An 18115-nucleotide genomic window follows, 5' to 3' on the forward strand; every position below is an offset into this window, starting at 1 on the left:
CGAGCAACCGTTAAGGGAGTCCCTGGTGGAGGATGTCGACAAGCTCCGGTCCTACTTGCGACGTGCCGTCGGCGACGCGCAGGAGCTGCGCGAGCGCGTGCGGGAGCTGGAGGAGTCCGCTCACGAGCCCATCGCGATCGTGGGCGTGGGGTGTCGCTTCCCGGGCGGGGTGACCTCCCCCGAAGAGCTGTGGACAGTCGTGTCCGACGGTGTGGACGCGATAGGTGACTTCCCGCAGGACCGCGGGTGGGACGTGGACGCGCTGTACGACCCGGATCCCGAGGCACGCGGGAAGACGTACGCGCGCACGGGCGGATTCCTGACCGATCTCGCGGAGTTCGACGCGGAGTTCTTCGGCATCAGCCCGCGCGAGGCGCTGGCGATGGACCCGCAGCAGCGGTTGCTCCTGGAGACGTCCTGGGAGGCGCTTGAGCGGGCGGGCATCGACCCGGCCGGGATACGGGGCACGGCGACCGGGGTGTTCACCGGGCTCTACGCCGTCGACTACGGCCCGCGGATGGGCGACGAGGCAGCCGGCGAAGTGGAGGGTTACGCGCTCGCGGGGACCTACACCAGCGTGGCCTCGGGCCGGGTGGCGTACGCCCTGGGACTTCAGGGCCCGGCGGTGTCGACCGACACCGCGTGCTCGTCGTCGCTCGTCGCCGTCCACCAGGCCATGCGCTCCCTGCGTTCCGGGGAGTGCACCCTGGCGCTGGCCGGCGGGGTGTCGACGCTGTCGACCCCGGGGCTGCTCGTGGAGTTCGCCCGGCAGCGGGGCCTGTCGCTGGACGGACGGTGCAAGGCGTTCGCGGACGCGGCGGACGGCACCGGCTTCTCCGAGGGCACGGGCGTACTGGTCCTGGAGCGTCTGTCGGACGCGCGCCGCAACGGGCGCCGGATCTGGGCGGTGATCCGGGGCGCGGCCGTCAACCAGGACGGGGCGTCCAACGGACTGACCGCGCCGAACGAACTGGCCCAGCGGCGGGTGATCCGGGCGGCGTTGGCGGACGCCCGGACGCAGGCGAACGACGTGGACGTGGTGGAGGCCCATGGGACCGGCACGTCCCTGGGCGACCCCATCGAGGTGGAGGCGCTGCTGGCCGCCTACGGACAGGACCGCGACCCCGGGAGCCCGCTGTGGCTGGGGTCGCTGAAGTCGAACATCGGCCACACCCAGGCGGCCGCGGGCGTCGGCGGAATCATCAAGATGATCATGGCGATGCGGCACGGGGTGATGCCCCGGACGCTGCACGTGGACCGTCCGTCGACGCACGTGGACTGGTCGGCCGGGACGGTCGAGCTGCTGACCGAGGCAAGGCAGTGGACCAGCGCGCCGGGACGGCCCCGGCGCGCGGGGGTGTCGTCCTTCGGCATCAGCGGCACGAACGCGCACCTGATCCTCGAACAGGCACCGACGCGGGAGCAGGAGCAGAAGCAGGAGCCGGACACCGCCGAGCAGACGCCCGGCACCGCCGATCGGGCACAGGGTTCCGTGGGCGGGCTCGTGCCATGGGCCCTGTCCGCGCACTCGGAGCAGGCGCTGCGGGCACAGGCGGCGAAGCTGCACGCGTTCGCCACCGCCGATCCCCACGCCGATATCAGCGACGTGGGCTGGTCGTTGGCGTCGAGCCGGGCCGGTCTCGACCACCGCGCGGTGGCGCTGGGGCGTGGCCGCGACGAGCTGCTGAGCGCCCTCGCGGCGCTGAGTGAGGGCGCGGAGTCCCCCGCGGTGGTGCGAGGCGTCGCCGCGGAACTCGGTGAGCGCGTCTTCATGTTCCCCGGACAGGGCTCGCGGTGGGCCGGTGCGGCACAGCAGTTGTACGACACCTTCCCCGTCTTCGCACGGAGCCTCGACGAGGTCTGCGAACGCTTCGACGCCCAGCTGCCCTTCGCCCTGAAGCCCCTGCTCCTCGCGGACGAGCCCGCGGGCCGTGAGCGCACCGACATCACGCAGGCCGCGCTGTTCGCCCTGCAGGTCGGCCTGTACCGGCTCCTGGCACGGTACTGCCCACCGCCGGACCGCCTGATCGGTCACTCCGTCGGTGAGATCGCCGCCGCCCACGTGTCCGGGGTCTTCGACCTGGACACCGCGACCAGGCTCGTGGCCGCCCGCGGACGGGTCATGCAGGCGGTCGTCGAGCGCGGCGCGATGCTGGCCGTACGCGCGTCGGAAGCCGACGTGAGCGCTCTGCTGGGCCCCTACGAGCGCGTCGGAGTCGCCGTCGTCAACGGCCCGGAATCGGTGGTGGTCTCGGGCCTTCGCGACGAGGTCCACGCCCTGCGGGACCGGCTGGTCGAAGGCGGCACTTCGGCGAAACTCCTCGACGTCGACCACGCGTTCCACTCCCCGCTCATGGACCCCGTCCTGGAGGAGTTCGAACGATCCCTCGGTGAGCTCTCCACGGGCGAGATGTCGATTCCGATCGTCTCGACCAGGCTGGGCCGTGAGGCCACGCTCCAGGAGCTGTCGTCCGCCGCGTACTGGGTGGCCCACGTCCGCGAACCCGTGCGCTTCCACGACGCGGTGGAGTGCGCCCGCGCGGCAGGCGCGGACGTCTTCCTCGAAGTGGGGCCCGGAGCGACGCTCGCGGGCATCACCAAGGAGGCCTTCGCCGGTGAGGGCGTGAGCGGCGCGCTGGTCCTGTCCGCGGCACGGCGGGACCGTCCGGGAGCAGCCGCACTGGCCGAGGCGCTGGCCCAACTGCACGTCAGGGGCGTGCCCGTGGACTGGGACGCCCTGTTCGGTACACGTCGGCAGGTGGACCTTCCCACGTACGCCTTCCAGCGGCGGCGCTACTGGATGGACGCCCCCGCCGGGACGCGGTCGGCGGACGTCGCCTCCGCGGGCCTCTTCGCGCCGGACCACCCGCTGCTCGGCGCCGTGGTGGACCACCCCGGCACCGACGAGGTGGTGTTCACCGCCCGGTGGTCCCTGCGGACCCACGAGTGGCTGGCCGACCACGCCGTGTTCGGCGCGGTCGTCGTACCCGCGACCGCCTACCTGGACCTGGCGCTGTCGGCGGGCGACTTCGTCGGCTGCGCCGCGCTCGATGAACTCTCCCTGGAAGTCCCCCTGATCCTCCCCGACTCGGGCGACGTGCAGGTACGCGTCGTCGTCGGCGCAACCGACGAGGCCGGACGCCGCTCCCTGGACGTGTACTCGCGTCCCGGCGAAGACGGCCCGACGCTGGGCGGCTGGACCCGCCACGCGATGGGGAACCTGACACCGGACACCTCGCGTACGACCGCGTGGACCGACGAGACGCGACCGCTCGCCGTGTGGCCGCCGGCCGGGGCGCGGAAACTCGACATCGACGGCCTCTACGACACGCTCCTGGACGCGGGCTTCGACTACGGCCCGGCGTTCCGCGGACTGCGGGAGGTCTGGAAGCAGGGTGACGACCTCTACGCCCTCGCCACGCTGCCGGAGAGCGCCGACGACCGGGCCGGGGGCGGGTTCGCCCTGCATCCGGCGCTGATCGACAGCGTGCTGCACGCGGTCTTCGCCGGCGGTGTCGTCGAGGTGACGGACGACCAGGGCTGGTTGCCCTTCTCGTGGTCCGGGGTCGACCTGATCGGGGAGTGCGGCCCGAGCGTGCGGGTCCGGCTCTCCCCGGCCGGCGAGGGCGTCGTGTCCCTGGCGGTCGCCGACGAGCACGCGAACCCGATCGCTCACGTCGACGCCCTGACGTTCCGCCCGGCGAGCGCCGGGCAAGTGCGCGCCGCGCGCGGCGGGCAGGAGCGATCGCTCTACGAACTGCGGTGGCGGCCGCTCACACAGGGCGGACGAGAGACCCACCGCGGATCGTGGGGCGTACTCGGCGCGAAGAACGGCCTGGCCTCCCGGCTCTCGGTGGCGGGAGACGAGAGCGTCGCGTTCTACGAGTCCATGGACGACGTACTCGCGGGAGAGGCACCCGGGCACATCGTCCTGTGCCTGGACGACTTCGTGGCCGACGGCCCCGATCTGCTCGCCGCGGCCGGCGGCGCGGGCAAGCGCGTCCTGGACTGGATCCAGCGGTTCCTCGCCGCTGCGACCCACGCCGGATCCACGCTGGTGGTCCTCACCCGCCTCGCCCTCGACACCGGTGCGGGGGAGCGCCTCGAAAGCCTCCCCGGCGCCTGTGTGTGGGGCCTGATCCGGTCCGCGCAGACGGAACACCCCGGCAGGTTCCGGCTGGTGGACATCGACGACCAGGAGACCTCCTGGGCACGCGTTCTGGACGCGCCGGTCATCGGTGAGGACCAACTGGCGCTGCGCGAGGGCACGTACCTCGTTCCCCGCATGACGCAGGCCGCACCCGCCGACCACCAGATCGAGCCGCCGGCCGACGGCCCCCACCGGCTGGGCATCCCGAACCGGGGCACGCTGGAGAACCTGACATGGGTTCCGTGCCCCGAGGCACAGGCGCCCCTGACGAGCGGGCAGGTACGCGTCGCCGTCCAGGCCGCGGGGCTCAACTTCAAGGACGTCACGATCGCCCTGGGCCTGGTGAACAGCACGGTCGCCGATGCCCCCATCGGTCTTGAGGGCGCCGGAGTGGTCACCGAGGTGGCGCACGACGTGACACGTCTTTCGCCCGGCGAGAGGGTGACCGGCGTCTTCAACGGCGCCTTCGGCCGCGTGGCCGTGGCGGACAGCCGGATGCTCACGCCCGTCCCCGACGGATGGAGCTACGCCGAGGCGGCGTCCATACCGACCACCTTCCTCACCGCCTACTACGCGCTCTTTCGTCTGCGGCACCTCAAGAAGGGCCAGCGCGTCCTCATCCACGCCGCGGCCGGCGGCGTCGGGATGGCCGCCGTCCAACTGGCCAAGCACGTCGGCGCCGAGATCTACGCGACCGCGAGCCCGGCCAAGTGGCCCGCCCTGCGTGCCCTGGGACTGGACGACGAGCACCTGGCGTCCTCGCGCGACCTGGAGTTCGCGGAGAAGTTCCTGCACTCCACGGGCGGCCGAGGGGTGGACTTCGTACTGAACTCCCTCGCGCACCGCTTCGTCGACGCCTCGCTGACGCTGCTCACCCGCGGCGGCGACTTCGTCGAGATGGGCAAGACGGACATCCGCGACCCCCGCCAGGTGGCGGCCGATCACCCCGGAGTCGACTACGAGGCCTTCGAGCTCTACGACGCGGGCCCCGACACCATCCACGAGATGTTCCGGGCCGTCATGGAACTCTTCGCCGACGGGCGGATCCAGCTGAACCCGATCTCCGTACGGAACATCCGCGACGCGCGCAGGACGTTCCGCGAGATGAGCCAGGGCCGCCACATCGGCAAGCTCGTCTTCGAGGTGGCCGACGGCTTCGGCGGCGGCACCGTGCTGGTCACCGGCGGTACCGGCGGCGTGGGTTCACTGGTGGCGCGCCACCTCGTCGCCGAACGCGGCGTACGCAGCCTGGTGCTCGCGAGCCGTCGCGGCCCGGCGGCCGACGGGGTGGCCGAGTTGGTCGCGGACCTGGAGGGCGCGGGCGCCGCGGTCAGGGTCGTGGCATGCGATGTCGCGGACCGGGCCGCCGTGGCGGACCTGCTCGCGGACATGCCCCGGAAGTACCCCCTGACGGCGGTCGTGCACGCGGCGGGCGCACTGGCGGACGGCACGGTCGAGTCGATGACCGCCGAGAGCTTCGACCACGTTCTGCGCGCCAAGGTCGGCGGCGCGGTCAACCTGCACGAACTGACCGAGCGGCACACCCTGTCGGCGTTCATCCAGTTCTCCACCGTCGCCGGCACGCTCGGCACCGCAGGACAGGCGAACTACGCCGCGGCGAACGTGTTCCTGGACGGATTGGCGGCCCGGCGCAGGGCAGCAGGCCTTGTCGGCACCTCACTGTGCTGGGGCTGGTGGGAGCAGAGCAGCGGCATGACCGGCGGCCTGGACCAGGCCGACCTGTCCCGGCTCCGGCGGATGGGCATCGCCCCGATGCCGACCGACGAGGCGCTGGCCCTGTTCGACGCGGCCTGCGCGCTCGACCAGCCGGTCCTGATCCCGGCCCGGGTGGACGTCGCCGCGCTGCGGAACAGGACCGGTGAGGAGCTGCCGCTCCTCCTGCGCGACCTCGCCGACGGCGGCCGTCCGCGCCGCAACAGGTCGAGCGCGCCCAAGGACGGCGGCGCTCCCGGCCTGGCCGCCAGGCTGGCCGCCCTGTCGGCGGAGGAGGCGGAAGCAGCCGTACTGGACTGGGTCGGCGACCAGGTCGCCGTCGTGCTCGGGCACCCGTCCGGCACGGTCGTCGACGTCGACCAGGCGTTCACCCCGCTCGGATTCGACTCACTGACGTCGGTCGAACTCTGCAACCGCCTGGCTGCCGCGACCGGACTGCGCCTGCCCTCCACCCTCGTCTTCAGCTACCCGACGCCCCGCGAACTGGCCGAGCACCTGTCCGGCCTGCTGCGTCCGGAACCGGACACGAGCGGCGCCGATGACGCGGAGATCCGGGAAGCACCGGGAGCGGACGAACTGTCGGACATGGACCTGGAAGCACTGGTCGGCCTGGCTCTGGATGAGAAGAGGTAAGAGACATGACCAACTCCGCGGATCGCACAGCGGACGGCACGGACCGGGTCCAGCGTGCGCTCCGCACGCTGCTCGAGGAGCGCGACCGCCTCCGGCAGGAGAACGACGCCCTGCGGGCCGGCCGCGGCGAGCCCATCGCCGTGGTGTCCATGGCGTGCCGCTACCCGGGAGGCGTGTCGACGCCCGAGGAACTGTGGGACCTGCTCCGCGAGGGCCGTGACGTCGTGGAGGAGTTCCCCAAGGACCGCGGATGGCGGGACGTGTACGACGCGGACCCCGACGCCGTCGGCAGCACATACGCGCGCCGGGGAGGGTTCCTGCGCGACGCGGCCGGCTTCGACGCGGGCTTCTTCGGCATCAGTCCGCGTGAGGCGCTGGCGATCGACCCGCACCACCGCCTGCTCCTGGAGACGTCGTGGGAGGTCCTCGAACGGGCCGGCATCGTCCCCGCCGACGTGCGCGGGTCCGAGGTCGGTGTCTTCTCCGGGGTGAGTTCGTCCGAGTACGGGTGGCGCTTCCTGGAGGGCGGCCAGAAGGACCTGGAGGGCTACCTGCTGTACGGCAGCGCGCTGAGCGTCGCCTCCGGCCGGGTGGCCTACGAACTGGGCCTGACCGGACCGGCGGTGTCGGTGGACACCGCGTGCTCGTCGTCGCTGGTGGCCCTGCACATGGCGGCGCAGTCACTGCGTTCGGGGGAGTGCTCGCTCGCGCTCGCGGGCGGGGCGACGGTGATGGCGACGCCCTCGTTCTTCGTGGAGTTCGCCCGGCAGCGCGCCCTGTCGCCCGACGGCCGGTGCAAGGCCTTCGCGGACGCGGCCGATGGAACCGGCTGGGCCGAGGGAGTGGGCGTACTGCTCCTTGAGCGGCTGTCCGACGCCCGCCGCAACGGCCACCCGGTGCTCGCCGTCCTGCGCGGTTCCGCCGTGAACCAGGACGGCGCCAGCAACGGTCTGACCGCCCCCAACGGCCGCGCCCAGGAGAAGGTGATCCGCAAGGCACTGGCGAACGCGGGGGTATCGGCCGCCGAAGTGGATCTGGTCGAGGCCCACGGCACCGGGACCAAGCTGGGGGACCCCATCGAGGCGGGTGCGGTCCTTGCGACCTACGGGCAGGGCCGGGCGCAGGGCAGGCCGCTCTGGCTGGGGTCCCTGAAGTCGAACATCGGTCACTCCATCGCCGCCGCGGGCGTCGGCGGGGTCATCAAGACCGTGCTGGCCCTGCGCCACGGGTACCTGCCCAAGACCTTGCACGTGGACGCGCCCTCACAGCACGTGGACTGGGCGTCCGGTGACGTCGAACTCCTGGCGCAGGGGCGTGAGTGGACCCGGACGGACGGTCCGCGGCGGGCCGGTGTGTCGTCGTTCGGAGTCAGCGGCACCAACGCGCACGTGGTCCTGGAGGAGGAGCCGCCACAGGAGCCGCCGCGGGATCCCGCACCGGATGCCGCACAGGAGCGCGCGGCGGACCCGGGCGTCGTCGGCGGCCTCGTGCCGTGGGTGGTGTCGGGCAAGAGCGCGGCGGCCCTGGAGCAGCAGGCGGGCAGGCTGCACGAGTTCGTCGCCGCGGATCCGGGCGCCGATGCCGCCGACATCGGCGGGTCGTTGGTGTCGAGCCGGTCGCGCTTCGAGCACCGCGCGGTGGTCCTTGGCCGCGGTCGTGACGAGCTGCTGAGCGGCTCGGCGGCGCTGAGCGAGGGCGCCGAGTCCGCAGCGGTGGTGCGGGGTGTCGCCGGGAGACTCGGCGGCATCGCCTTCATGTTCCCCGGCCAGGGATCGCAGTGGGCCGGCATGGGCCGGCAGCTGTACGAGGACTTCCCCGTCTTCGCGCGGTCCCTCGACGCGTGCGGGGCGGCGCTGTCCGAGTGGGTCGACTGGTCGCTGCTGGACGTGGTGCGCGGCGTGGAGGGAGCGCCGACCCTGGAGCGGGTGGACGTCGTCCAGCCGGCGCTGTTCTCCGTGATGGTGTCCATGGCCGCACTGTGGCGGTCCTGGGGCGTGGAACCGGCCGCGGTGGTGGGACACAGCCAGGGCGAGATAGCCGCCGCCCATGTGTGCGGCGCGCTGTCCTTGCGGGACGCCACCAGGGTCGTGGCGCTGCGCAGCAAGGCCCTGGTGGACGTGATCGGACACGGCGGCATGGCATCGGTCGCGGAGTCCGCGGACGTCGTGGCGCAACGCCTCGCTCCGTGGGGCGACCAGGTGAGCGTCGCCGTGGTCAACGGGCCCCGCTCGGTGGTGGTGTCCGGAGAGCCGGACGCGCTGGACGAGTTCGTCGAGAAGATGAAGGCCGACGGCGTCCAGGCCCGGCGGATATCGGTCGACTACGCCTCCCATTCCCACCATGTGGCCCGGGTCCGGGACCAGGTGGTCGACGCGCTGTCCGACGTGAGCCCCAAGACGTCGGCGCTTCCCTTCTGCTCGACGTTGTACGGCGAGACCATCGACACCGCCCGGCTGAACGCCGACTACTGGTACAGCAACCTGCGCGAGAAGGTCCTCTTCGAGCCCTCCGTCCGGCGGTTGGCCGACGACGGCTTCCGGGTGTTCATCGAGATGAGCCCGCACCCCGTCCTGACCGTCCCGGTACAGGAGATCGTCGAGGACGTGGACGACGCGTTGGTCCTCTCGTCGTCGCGGCGGGAGCGGGACGAGGTGGAGTCCGTGATCGGCTCGCTGGCCCAACTGCACGTGCGGGGCGGGTCCGTGGACTGGGACGCCCTGTTCGGGACGCGTCGGCGGGTCGATCTCCCGACGTACGCGTTCCAGCGGCAGCGGTACTGGCTCAGCTCGTCGCACACGGCGGTGGAGGCGTCCTCGACGGACCTGCCGCCCGAGGCCGACGACCACCTCGTCCGTCTGGCGGACAGGATCGCCGCCCTCGCCGACGACGACGCGAGGGCACTCGTCCTGGACCACGTACTCGAGAAGGTCGCCGTCGTGCTCGGACACTCCTGCGGTGACTCCGTCGACCCCGACCGGGAGTTCAAGGAGCTCGGATTCGACTCACTGCTTTCGGTGGAGCTGAGCAAGCGCCTGACCGCGTCGACCGGAGTCAAGCTGCGCGCGAACACGGTGCTGCGGCACCCCTCACCGCGACTGGTCGCCGAGCACGTCACGACCTCGATGGCCAAGCGCGGACCGCGGTGAACCGACGGTCCCGCGGGCGCGCGCCGGCTTGCCGGGACCGTCCCGCCGGCGGGACACCGCAAGGCCGGGAGCGGAGTGTCCCGCCGGGCACCGACTTGTCTTGAACGACTGAATCACTTCCCGGAAGGTGGGGGTGATCCGTGGATTTCTCCGATTCCCGGGCCTGTTTGCTTTGAGGGGTTGATTTCTGTGCGTTCGTTCGGTGCGTCGTCTGCGCATAATGGGTTGTGGCGGGCGCAGCAAATGTTTCCCGACATGCTGAACCATGCGTTGACCATGTGGGACGTGGACGGTGAACTGGACACGGCGGTCATGGAATCCACTTTCCTGCACGTGATGAACGAGGCGGAGGTGCTGCGCGTCAATTTCGTCGACGGCGAGAGCGGACTGCGCCTCGTGCCGAGGGAATTGGGGGACTGGCGGCCGTTCTTCCTGGACCTGAGCGCCGAGGCCGACCCCGAGCAGGCGGCGCGCGCGGCGTTGGCCGACCTGGTGCGCCGGCCGTTCGACCTGGAGCGGGACCTGCTGTTCCGGCTCGGCACGGTCAGGCTCGGGGCGGGCCGCTCCCTCCTGGTGATCGCCTACCACCACCTCATATCGGACGGGTTCGGCTCGGGTGGTCTGCTCTCGCGGCGCCTGGCCGAGGTGTACACGGCGCTGGCGCGGGGCGAGGAGGCACCGGAGCCGGCGCACCCGTGGGACATCGAGTCGTTCGCGACCGAGGCGACGGAGTACCTCGCCTCCCCGCAGGCCACCGAGGACACGGAGTTCTGGCGCGACTACCTGAAGGACGCGCCCGCGCCCGCCCAGGTACCGCGCGTCGCCCTGTCCGACGCGCAGCGGACCGTGCTCGACGAACCGACGGGCAGCGCCGACCGCTGGGGCGAGCTGACCGAACCCCTCGGCATGGTGAGCCGCACGCTGAGCGTCGGGCGCGCCGAGGCGGACGCGTGGGCCGCGACCGCGACGTCCATGGGCGTGTGGATGTCGTCGATGCTGACCGCGGCCGCCGCGGTGTTCTTCCGGCACCGCTGCGACCGTCCGGAGTTCCTGCTCTCGCTGGCCGTGGGCAACCGGGTCGGCGCGGCGAGCCGGACGCCAGGCCTCGCGGTGAACGTGGTGCCGGTGCGGGTGCGGGTTCCGCTCGGCGCGACCTTCACCGAGATCGCCGACGCGATCGGCGACGAGACGTACGACATCTTCGATCACACCGCATGCCACTACTCGGAGATCCAGCGCGCGAGCGGCGCCTTCCTGGACGCTCGCGGCAGCTTCGGTGCCGTCATGAACGTCGTCGACTTCGTGGAGCGGCTCCACTTCGCGGACAGCCCGGCGCGCTACCTCGGCGGGACGACCGGTGTCTTCGACGAACTCTCCATCGCCGTCTACAACGATGGGACCGCCGACAGCGACCTGTTCATCCGGCTCGACGCTCCCGCGAGCCTGTACTCCCGCGCGGAGCTGCGCTTCATCGGCGAGGACCTCATCGCCTACGTCCGTGCCGCGGTGGCCGCCGACGAGCAGCCGGTCGGCGCGCTGGACGTGCTCAGCGGCGCCGCGCGCGACCGGCTCCTGACGGTGCCGGACGACACGGACGCGCCCGAGCCCGGGACGACGGTCGCGGAGCTGTTCGCCCGTCAGGTGGAGCGGGATCCCGACGCCGTCGCGGTGGTGTCCGGGGACGCGGCCATCGCGTACCGCGAGCTGGACGAGCGCTCCAGCCACCTGGCCCGGTCGCTGCGACGGAGGAACGTCGGGCCCGAGACGGTCGTGGCGGTGGCCATGCCTCGATCGGCGGACCTGGTCGTCGCCCTGCTGGGCGTGGTGAAGGCGGGCGGGGCCTACCTGCCGATCGATCCGGCGCTCCCGGCCGAGCGGCTCAGGTCAGTGGTCGAGGACGCTTCGGCGAGCGCGCTGCTCACCGACGCGGAGACGGCCGAACAGCTCCCCTCCGGCCTGGGAGTTCCGGCGATCGTGCTCCAGGACATCGCCGCGGACACGTCCGGTGACGACAGCGGCGGCGCGGGGGCGACTCCCGCCCCGACGCATCACGACAGCCTGCTGGCCGTGTCGTACGGATACGCGTCGGCCGGCGAGACAACCGCGGTCGCCGTGACGCACGGCAACCTGCGGCGGTTCGTCCTGGATCGCCGGCTGCGGGAAGGCGGCGGCAGCACGGTGCTGTGGCATGCGCCGCACACCGCCGACGCACTCGCCTTCGAAGTGTGGGCGCCTTTGCTGAACGGCGGCCTGGTGGCCGTGGCTCCTCCCGGGGAGCTGGACACCGACGCGCTGAGCGAGGCGCGGGCGGCGCACGAGATCTCATCGGTGTGGCTGCCCGCGGGCCTCTTCTCGGCGATCGCGGCACAGCGCCCCGAACTCCTCGCCGGGTTGCGCGAGGTGTGGACCGGCGGTGACCGCGTGTCCACGGCCGCGCTGCGGCGGGTGCGCGAGGCCTGCCCCGAGCTGACGGTCGTCGACGCCCACGGCCCGGCGGGAACGGCCGGCCTCGCCGCGTCCGCCCGCTACGTCCTGGGCCCGGGACTCGCGCCCGTCCCCGTCGGCGTGACCGGAGAGCTGTACGTGGCCGGACCGGGCGTGGCGCGCGGATATCCCGGGCGCCCCGGTCAGACCGCGCGGAACTTCGTGCCCTGCCCGTTCGGTCCGGCGGGCGGGCTGATGCAGCGGACCGGCGACCGGGTGCGGTGGGCCGCCGACGGACGGCTCGAGTACGTGGGCGGCGCCGGTACGCGGACGGATGTACGCGGTGTCCGGGTGGAGTTGACCGAGGTCGAGGAGGCGCTGTCCGAGCACACGGGCCTGGCCCGGTCGGTGGTGGCCGTCCGGCAGGACGACGCCGGGCAGCGGCGGCTCGTGGCCTATGTGGTCCCGGCGGGCGGCCGAACCGTCACTGCTGAGGAACTGCGCCGGTTCGCCGCGGGGCGGTTGCCGGAGGCGATGGTGCCGTCGGTGTTCACGGTCGTCGAAAGCCTGCCGGTGACCGCCGACGGGAGGGTGGACCGGGCGTCGCTGCCTCAGCCCGTGTTCGACGACGGGAAGTACCGCGCACCGCGCAACGACACCGAGCGCATTCTGGCCGCGGCCTTCGCCGAGGTGCTCGAACTGGACCGGGTGGGCATCGACGAGGACTTCTTCGACCTCGGCGGCAACTCGCTGCGGGCGATCAGGCTGGTCGGCCTGATCCGGTCGGAGCTGAACCAAGAGGTGTCGATCCGCCGGGTGTTCGCGGCGCGCACCATCACCGGTCTTTCGGACATGTGGAAGGACCTCGCCCGGTCCAACAGGCCGACCCTGCGCAGGAGGACGAAGGAGGGCGCGGTCGTCTGAGCGGGCTGACGACAGGACCCCCCGGTGACCGGCCGACATGAGTCGGCCGAACACCACCGGGGGGTCCTGTCGTCGTTGTCCCGATGCCGGTCAGGCAGCGGCGGCGACCGCGAGCAGCCCCGCGGTGACGGTCGCGGCGACCTCGCCGAGGTGGTCGCCGATGTGGAAGTGGCGGCCGGAGAACACCTTGAGTGCGAATTCGCCGCTGGTCCGCTCCCGCCGGGTGCCGGCCTCCTGGACCGTCACCATCGGGGCGCTGTCCCCGACCAGGTCGGTCATCGCGGTGGCGAGCGGCTCTCTCCCCCCGGCCGCTTCGCGGGCGCGACGAGGAACTCGCGACGAGGAACTCAAGGAGCGGATCCAGCAGGCCCACACGCCCAACCACCGCGTCCGTGGGGCTCGGAAGGCGTGGCGCGAGCTGAACGGGCAAGGGCATGCGGCGGCCCGGTGCGGCGCCGAGCGCCTCATGCGCGAGACCGCCACCGCCGAGTGGGCCGACCGGTACTGCCACCGCCGGGCTCCACGGCTCCACGGCTCCACGGTGAGAGAGGCCACGTACGTACCGCCCGCCGGGTGCGAGGCCAACAACCGCTATATGAAAGCCATGAAGCCTCAGGTCGCAACCACGAATGGACCACAGGTCGGGGGTGTCGAGGGCCTCGCCGGACGCCCCTGCCATCTGCCGCAGACGGGGCCCGCAGCCCGACGCCGGGCAGTTCTTCGCAGTGGCCACTCGCCCGTCCCGCCGACTGCGGTGCCGGGTGTGGGCAGACGCCGTGAGTGGTCCATCGTTCCCCCTTGGATCGGGCCACGCGTGGTTGACGATAGGGCGTGGTCCGTGGGGTAGGGGGTGGGCGCGAGGGGAGTTCCGCTGCTGTTGGAGCGGGTCTTGAGTGGTTCTGGGGTGGCTGGTGGCGTCGGGGGTGGGTTCTTGGGTGGGTTGGCGGGCGTGTCTGGGAGGGCGGCCGGGCATCGTGGCACATGGAGGTGGTGGGGTACAGAGGTTCGTGGTGGGTGTGGGGTCGGGTGGGGGGTTGGCCGGTCTGGGGGCTTGCTGCTCTTGTTGGGCTGGGGGCGGTGTTCTTACGGTGACGTCGCAGTGCCGGGGTTGCTGCTCGTGCCGGATGTCCCGTTGACCGGACAGTGCCGGGTGGCGGCTTGTGTCCGGTGTCTTCTTGCGCCCGGTCCGGTGGTGCCCCATTTCCTGTAGCTCCGTGACGGTTAAGGACGGTGCCTGTTGAGCACGAACCCGTTTGATGATGAGGACGGCCGCTTCTTCGTCGTGGTCAATGGCGAGGAGCAGCACTCCCTGTGGCCGGTGTTCACCGAGGTGCCTGCCGGGTGGCGGGTGGTCTTTGGTGAGGCGGCCAGGGCCGACTGCCTTGAGTATGTGGAGCAGAACTGGACCGATCTGCGTCCCAGGAGCCTGCGCGAGGCCATGGCCGCGGACTGAACACCACCCGGATCCCGGCCGAGTTGATGCGGCGGGGGCCGTCGGACCTGCGCGTCACCGACGACGCCGACGCGACAGAGCCGCACCTGGGCCTCGACCGCGAGCAGGTACAAGGCGAGGCCGGTGAGCAACAGTGGTGAGCCGGGGCGGCGCGATGTGATGCGTCCCGCCCGCCTCGGCCGCATCCTCGGCCGGCCCGTCCGCAGCTACGGAAACGCACCCGGCAAGGGTCACCACGGCGGCCATCGAGCTGTCCGTCCGCCAACTGGAGCGCTACCCGCGGATCGGCTGACTCGCACGGTTGCCCGTCGGCAAGTGGGCGGCCCAGGTGCTCGACACGCCGACCGGCCCGCTCCGGACCGAACACCTCTCACGTTTGGAGTCAGTCAATGAACCTTCAGGGAAGGCGGGTCGCCCTGCCCCCGGAGCCCGTCGTCCACAAGCAGTTCGAGGCGCACGCGGAGGCCACCCCCGACGCCGTGGCCGTCTTCTGCGCCGGCCGGCAGGTGACGTACGCGGAGCTGGACGCGAAGGCGAACCGGTTCGCGCACTTCCTGATGGCGCGCGGACACGGCCGGGGGGCGAAGGTCGGTGTCTGTCTCGACTATTCGATCGACATGCTCGTCGCCATCCTCGGCACGCTGAAGGCAGGCGCGGCCTACGTACCGTTCGACCCGGCCTACCCTGCGGCGAGACTCCAACTGCTCCTTGGCCAGGTGCCCGGTCTCGCCCTGATCGTGGCCTCTGCGCGGACGGCCCCACTGGTCGAGTCCACGGATGCCGAGGTCGTCGACCTGGAGCAGCTCTCTGATCTGCTGGAAGGTCTCCCGCCGATCGGTCCCGGCGTCCTCGTCACCGGCGATGACGTGTGCTACGCGGTCTTCACGTCCGGATCGACCGGCACACCGAAACTGACCGCGGTGCGGCACGAGGGCTGGTTCAACCTGATGAACTGGCTGAAGCTCGAGTACGGCCTGCACAGCGGGTCGAACAACCTGGTCGTCAGCGCGTTCGGATTCGATCTCTCCCAGCGCAGTCTGATGACGCCGCTGTTCTGCGGTGCCACCCAGTACCTCATGGCGAGCCGGAACTTCGACGCCCTGATGGCCTACCGCATGCTGACCGACCACGAGATACGCACGGTGCACTGCGCCTCCAGCACGCTGTACCTGCTGGTGGACTGGGAGACCGCACGCGGTGGTGACGTGCTCGCCAGGCTCGACTACATGCTGTTCGGCGGGGAGCCGCTGAAGGTCGAACGGATCGCCAACTGGGCGCAGCGCGAAGGCAATACGTGCACCCTCCTGCACCAGTACGGCGTCGCCGAGTGCACGGATGTCGCGACGTCGTACGACCTTGCCGCGTACCGGCCCGGTGAACAGGACATCGCGCCGGTCGGAAGGCCGGCCTACAACACCGGCATCCACCTCCTCGACCAGCAGCTGCGCCCCGTCGGGCCGGGGGAGTACGGCGAGATCTGCATCTCCGGGGCCGGCGTCGGAGCGGGTTACCTCAACGGCACCGGTCCCGAGAACGCGAAGTTCACGACGATCGTGGTCGACGGCGCGCCGTGCAGGCTGTACCGGACGGGTGATCGCGGGCACGTGACCGAGGCCGGTGAACTCGTCGTCGCCGGCCGGATGGACGCGCAGGTGAAGGTGCGGGGCATGCGCATCGACCCCACCGACATCGAGCGCGCGCTCGGCAGGCTGGCCGGGGTCCGCGAAGCCGCCGTGGTCGTCACCTACGACGACTCCGGCGAGGCCGAGCTGATCGCGTTCGTCGTCCCGTCGGCGAACGAGCTCACTGAGGACGACCTGCGCACCCGCCTCCTGCGGACGCTGCCGCGGAACATGGTCCCTGCCAGATTCATGAATGTCCTGCGAATTCCTCTGAGCCCGCACGGAAAAGTCGACCGCGCGGCACTGGTCGAAACATGCCGGAACCTGTACGCCAAAAGCGGCACGGCGGCATAGCCGACGGCCTTGATGACAACCGAGGGGACTGTGATGATTGCCGATAGGGTGCGTGCCATATGGTGCCGGGAAATCCAGCGTGACGACATTTCTTTCGATGACGATTTCTTCGCCGTCGGGGGCCAGTCTGTGATCATGACGAAGATTCAGATTGCCTTCCTTGACGAGCTGGGAGTCGAGGTCCCGATGGACCGGATGTACCTCAACCCGACGGTGGCTTCGATCTCCGATTACATCGAATCCATGGACTCGGTGACGCTGTAGCTCACGACTGGATTGCTTCCGTATCCCTCTCCCTCGGCGAGGGGGAACCGGAATCAGGCGCCCCCATACGACTTTGGTCCGCGGCAACGGTAATTCTGCTCGCTGCGTCGACAGTGCTCCATCGCAATTACTCTCTCGGCTACGGCCGTTGGGATCTTTGAATCCAATCTGGTACGAGAGGTGCCGCCATGTACGACGTAATTGTCATCGGGGCCCGCTGCGCGGGTTCGCCGGCGGCCATGTTGCTCGCTCGGCAGGGATATCGCGTCTTGCTGCTTGAGAAAGCGAAATTCCCGCAGGACACGCTGTCCTCGCACTACATCCACCAGCCGGGCGTGGCGCTGCTCGATCGATGGGGGCTGCTCGACGAACTCCGCAACGCGGGTTGCCGGCCGATCAACCACCAGAGCTATGAGGCGCTCGGCGTCCGGCTGGAAGGGTTCTCCCTGCCGGTCGACGGCCATCGGACCACGTACGCGCCGAGGCGGTTCGTGCTCGACCCGATCCTCGCGCGCGGGGCCGTGGCCGCCGGTGTGGAGTTCCGCGAGTCCTGTGCCGTCAACGACCTGCTCTACGAGGGCGACCGGGTCGTCGGCGTGCGGTACACGACGCCCGGCGGCGCCGAGGCGACGGAGCGTGCGCGACTGGTCGTCGGCGCGGACGGCATGCGCTCGCTGGTGGCCCGCAAGGTCGGTGCGCCGAAGGTCGTCGAGCGCCCGCGGATGACCTGCACCTACTACAGCTACTGGGAGGGTGTCCCGGCGAACTTCGAGCTGTACGAGCGGCCGGGCCGCTGGATCGCCCTCGCCCCCACCAACGACGGCCTCACGCTGATCATGACCTACTTCCCGCAGAGCGAGTTCTCGGAAGTCCGCGCCGTGGGGGTGGAGGCCTCCTACCTCGAAGCTGTCCGTACGACGGCTCCCGAGCTGTACGAGCGGATGTCCGCGGGCAACCGCGTGGAGCAGATGTACGGCACGGGCGCCCAGGAGAATTACTTCCGCAAGGCCTATGGGCCCGGGTGGGTACTGCTCGGCGACGCCGTGCACCACAAGGACTCCATCACCGCTCGCGGTATCACCGACGCCTTCCTCCAGGTCCAGTCGCTGACCGACCACATCGGGGACCAGCTGCACGACGAAGAGGCGCTCGCGGCGGCGTTGAAGCGCTACGAGCGCGACCTGGACGACAAGTTCTACAGCTTCTACCAGGGCGCGCTCAACGTCGCCGAGCTCAAGCCCGAGAGGCACACGGAGATGGTGCGGAAGCTGGTCGGCAACCAGGACCTGATCGACCGCTACTTCTCGACGGTGTCGGGCGCGTACTCCTTCGACGACTTCTACAGCAACGAACTCTTGACCGTACTCGATCAGGGCTGACCGGCGGAATTTTCCCCGACAGACCCCGCCGA

9 protein-coding genes are annotated in these 18115 nt (G+C 71.0%); 8 read left to right on the forward strand and 1 reads right to left on the reverse strand.

Going from position 1 to position 18115, the window contains the following annotated elements; all coding sequences use genetic code 11:
• Positions 1 to 25: 25 nt before the first annotated feature.
• The 3 genes from ACFVXC_RS37865 to ACFVXC_RS37875 all read left to right on the forward strand — a co-directional run bounded on the left by ACFVXC_RS37865 (position 26) and on the right by ACFVXC_RS37875 (position 13011).
• Positions 26 to 6517, forward strand: a complete 6492-nt coding sequence (locus tag ACFVXC_RS37865) for an SDR family NAD(P)-dependent oxidoreductase (protein ID WP_389915275.1) — start codon at positions 26 to 28, stop codon at positions 6515 to 6517.
• A 5-nt stretch (positions 6518 to 6522) separates the two neighbouring features.
• Positions 6523 to 9663 carry a type I polyketide synthase gene (locus ACFVXC_RS37870; protein ID WP_389915278.1) on the forward strand — a complete coding sequence of 1047 codons (3141 nt, stop codon included), beginning with the start codon at positions 6523 to 6525 and terminating at the stop codon, positions 9661 to 9663.
• Between the two features lie 189 nt (positions 9664 to 9852).
• Positions 9853 to 13011, forward strand: coding sequence for an AMP-binding protein (locus ACFVXC_RS37875; RefSeq protein WP_389915281.1), 3159 nt, complete (start codon positions 9853 to 9855; stop codon positions 13009 to 13011).
• 90 nt (positions 13012 to 13101) lie between these two features.
• On the opposite strand, the gene ACFVXC_RS37880 is transcribed toward ACFVXC_RS37875, so the two are convergent.
• On the reverse strand, positions 13102 to 13362 hold the full coding sequence (locus tag ACFVXC_RS37880) for a hypothetical protein (RefSeq protein ID WP_389915393.1): 261 nt from the start codon (positions 13360 to 13362) through the stop codon (positions 13102 to 13104).
• Between ACFVXC_RS37880 and ACFVXC_RS37885 the strand changes: the two genes are divergently transcribed.
• The 5 genes from ACFVXC_RS37885 (at position 13295) to ACFVXC_RS37905 (ending at position 18083) form a co-directional block, all read left to right on the forward strand.
• Positions 13295 to 13858 carry an IS3 family transposase gene (locus ACFVXC_RS37885; RefSeq protein ID WP_389915284.1) on the forward strand — a complete coding sequence of 188 codons (564 nt, stop codon included), beginning with the start codon at positions 13295 to 13297 and terminating at the stop codon, positions 13856 to 13858. The two genes, ACFVXC_RS37880 and ACFVXC_RS37885, sit on opposite strands and share 68 nt — an antisense overlap.
• Before the next feature lie 390 nt (positions 13859 to 14248).
• Positions 14249 to 14464, forward strand: a complete 216-nt coding sequence (locus tag ACFVXC_RS37890) for an MbtH family protein (RefSeq protein ID WP_389915286.1) — start codon at positions 14249 to 14251, stop codon at positions 14462 to 14464.
• 389 nt (positions 14465 to 14853) lie between these two features.
• Positions 14854 to 16440, forward strand: coding sequence for an amino acid adenylation domain-containing protein (locus ACFVXC_RS37895; RefSeq protein ID WP_389915289.1), 1587 nt, complete (start codon positions 14854 to 14856; stop codon positions 16438 to 16440).
• A gap of 33 nt (positions 16441 to 16473) precedes the next feature.
• Positions 16474 to 16704, forward strand: coding sequence for a phosphopantetheine-binding protein (locus ACFVXC_RS37900; RefSeq protein ID WP_389915292.1), 231 nt, complete (start codon positions 16474 to 16476; stop codon positions 16702 to 16704).
• 188 nt (positions 16705 to 16892) lie between these two features.
• Positions 16893 to 18083 (forward strand): NAD(P)/FAD-dependent oxidoreductase, encoded by a 1191-nt coding sequence (locus ACFVXC_RS37905; RefSeq protein WP_389915295.1) that lies wholly within the window; start codon positions 16893 to 16895, stop codon positions 18081 to 18083.
• Positions 18084 to 18115: the final 32 nt, after the last annotated feature.

Source organism: Streptomyces sp. NPDC058257 (genome assembly GCF_042881845.1).
Lineage (GTDB): Bacteria > Actinomycetota > Actinomycetes > Streptomycetales > Streptomycetaceae > Streptomyces.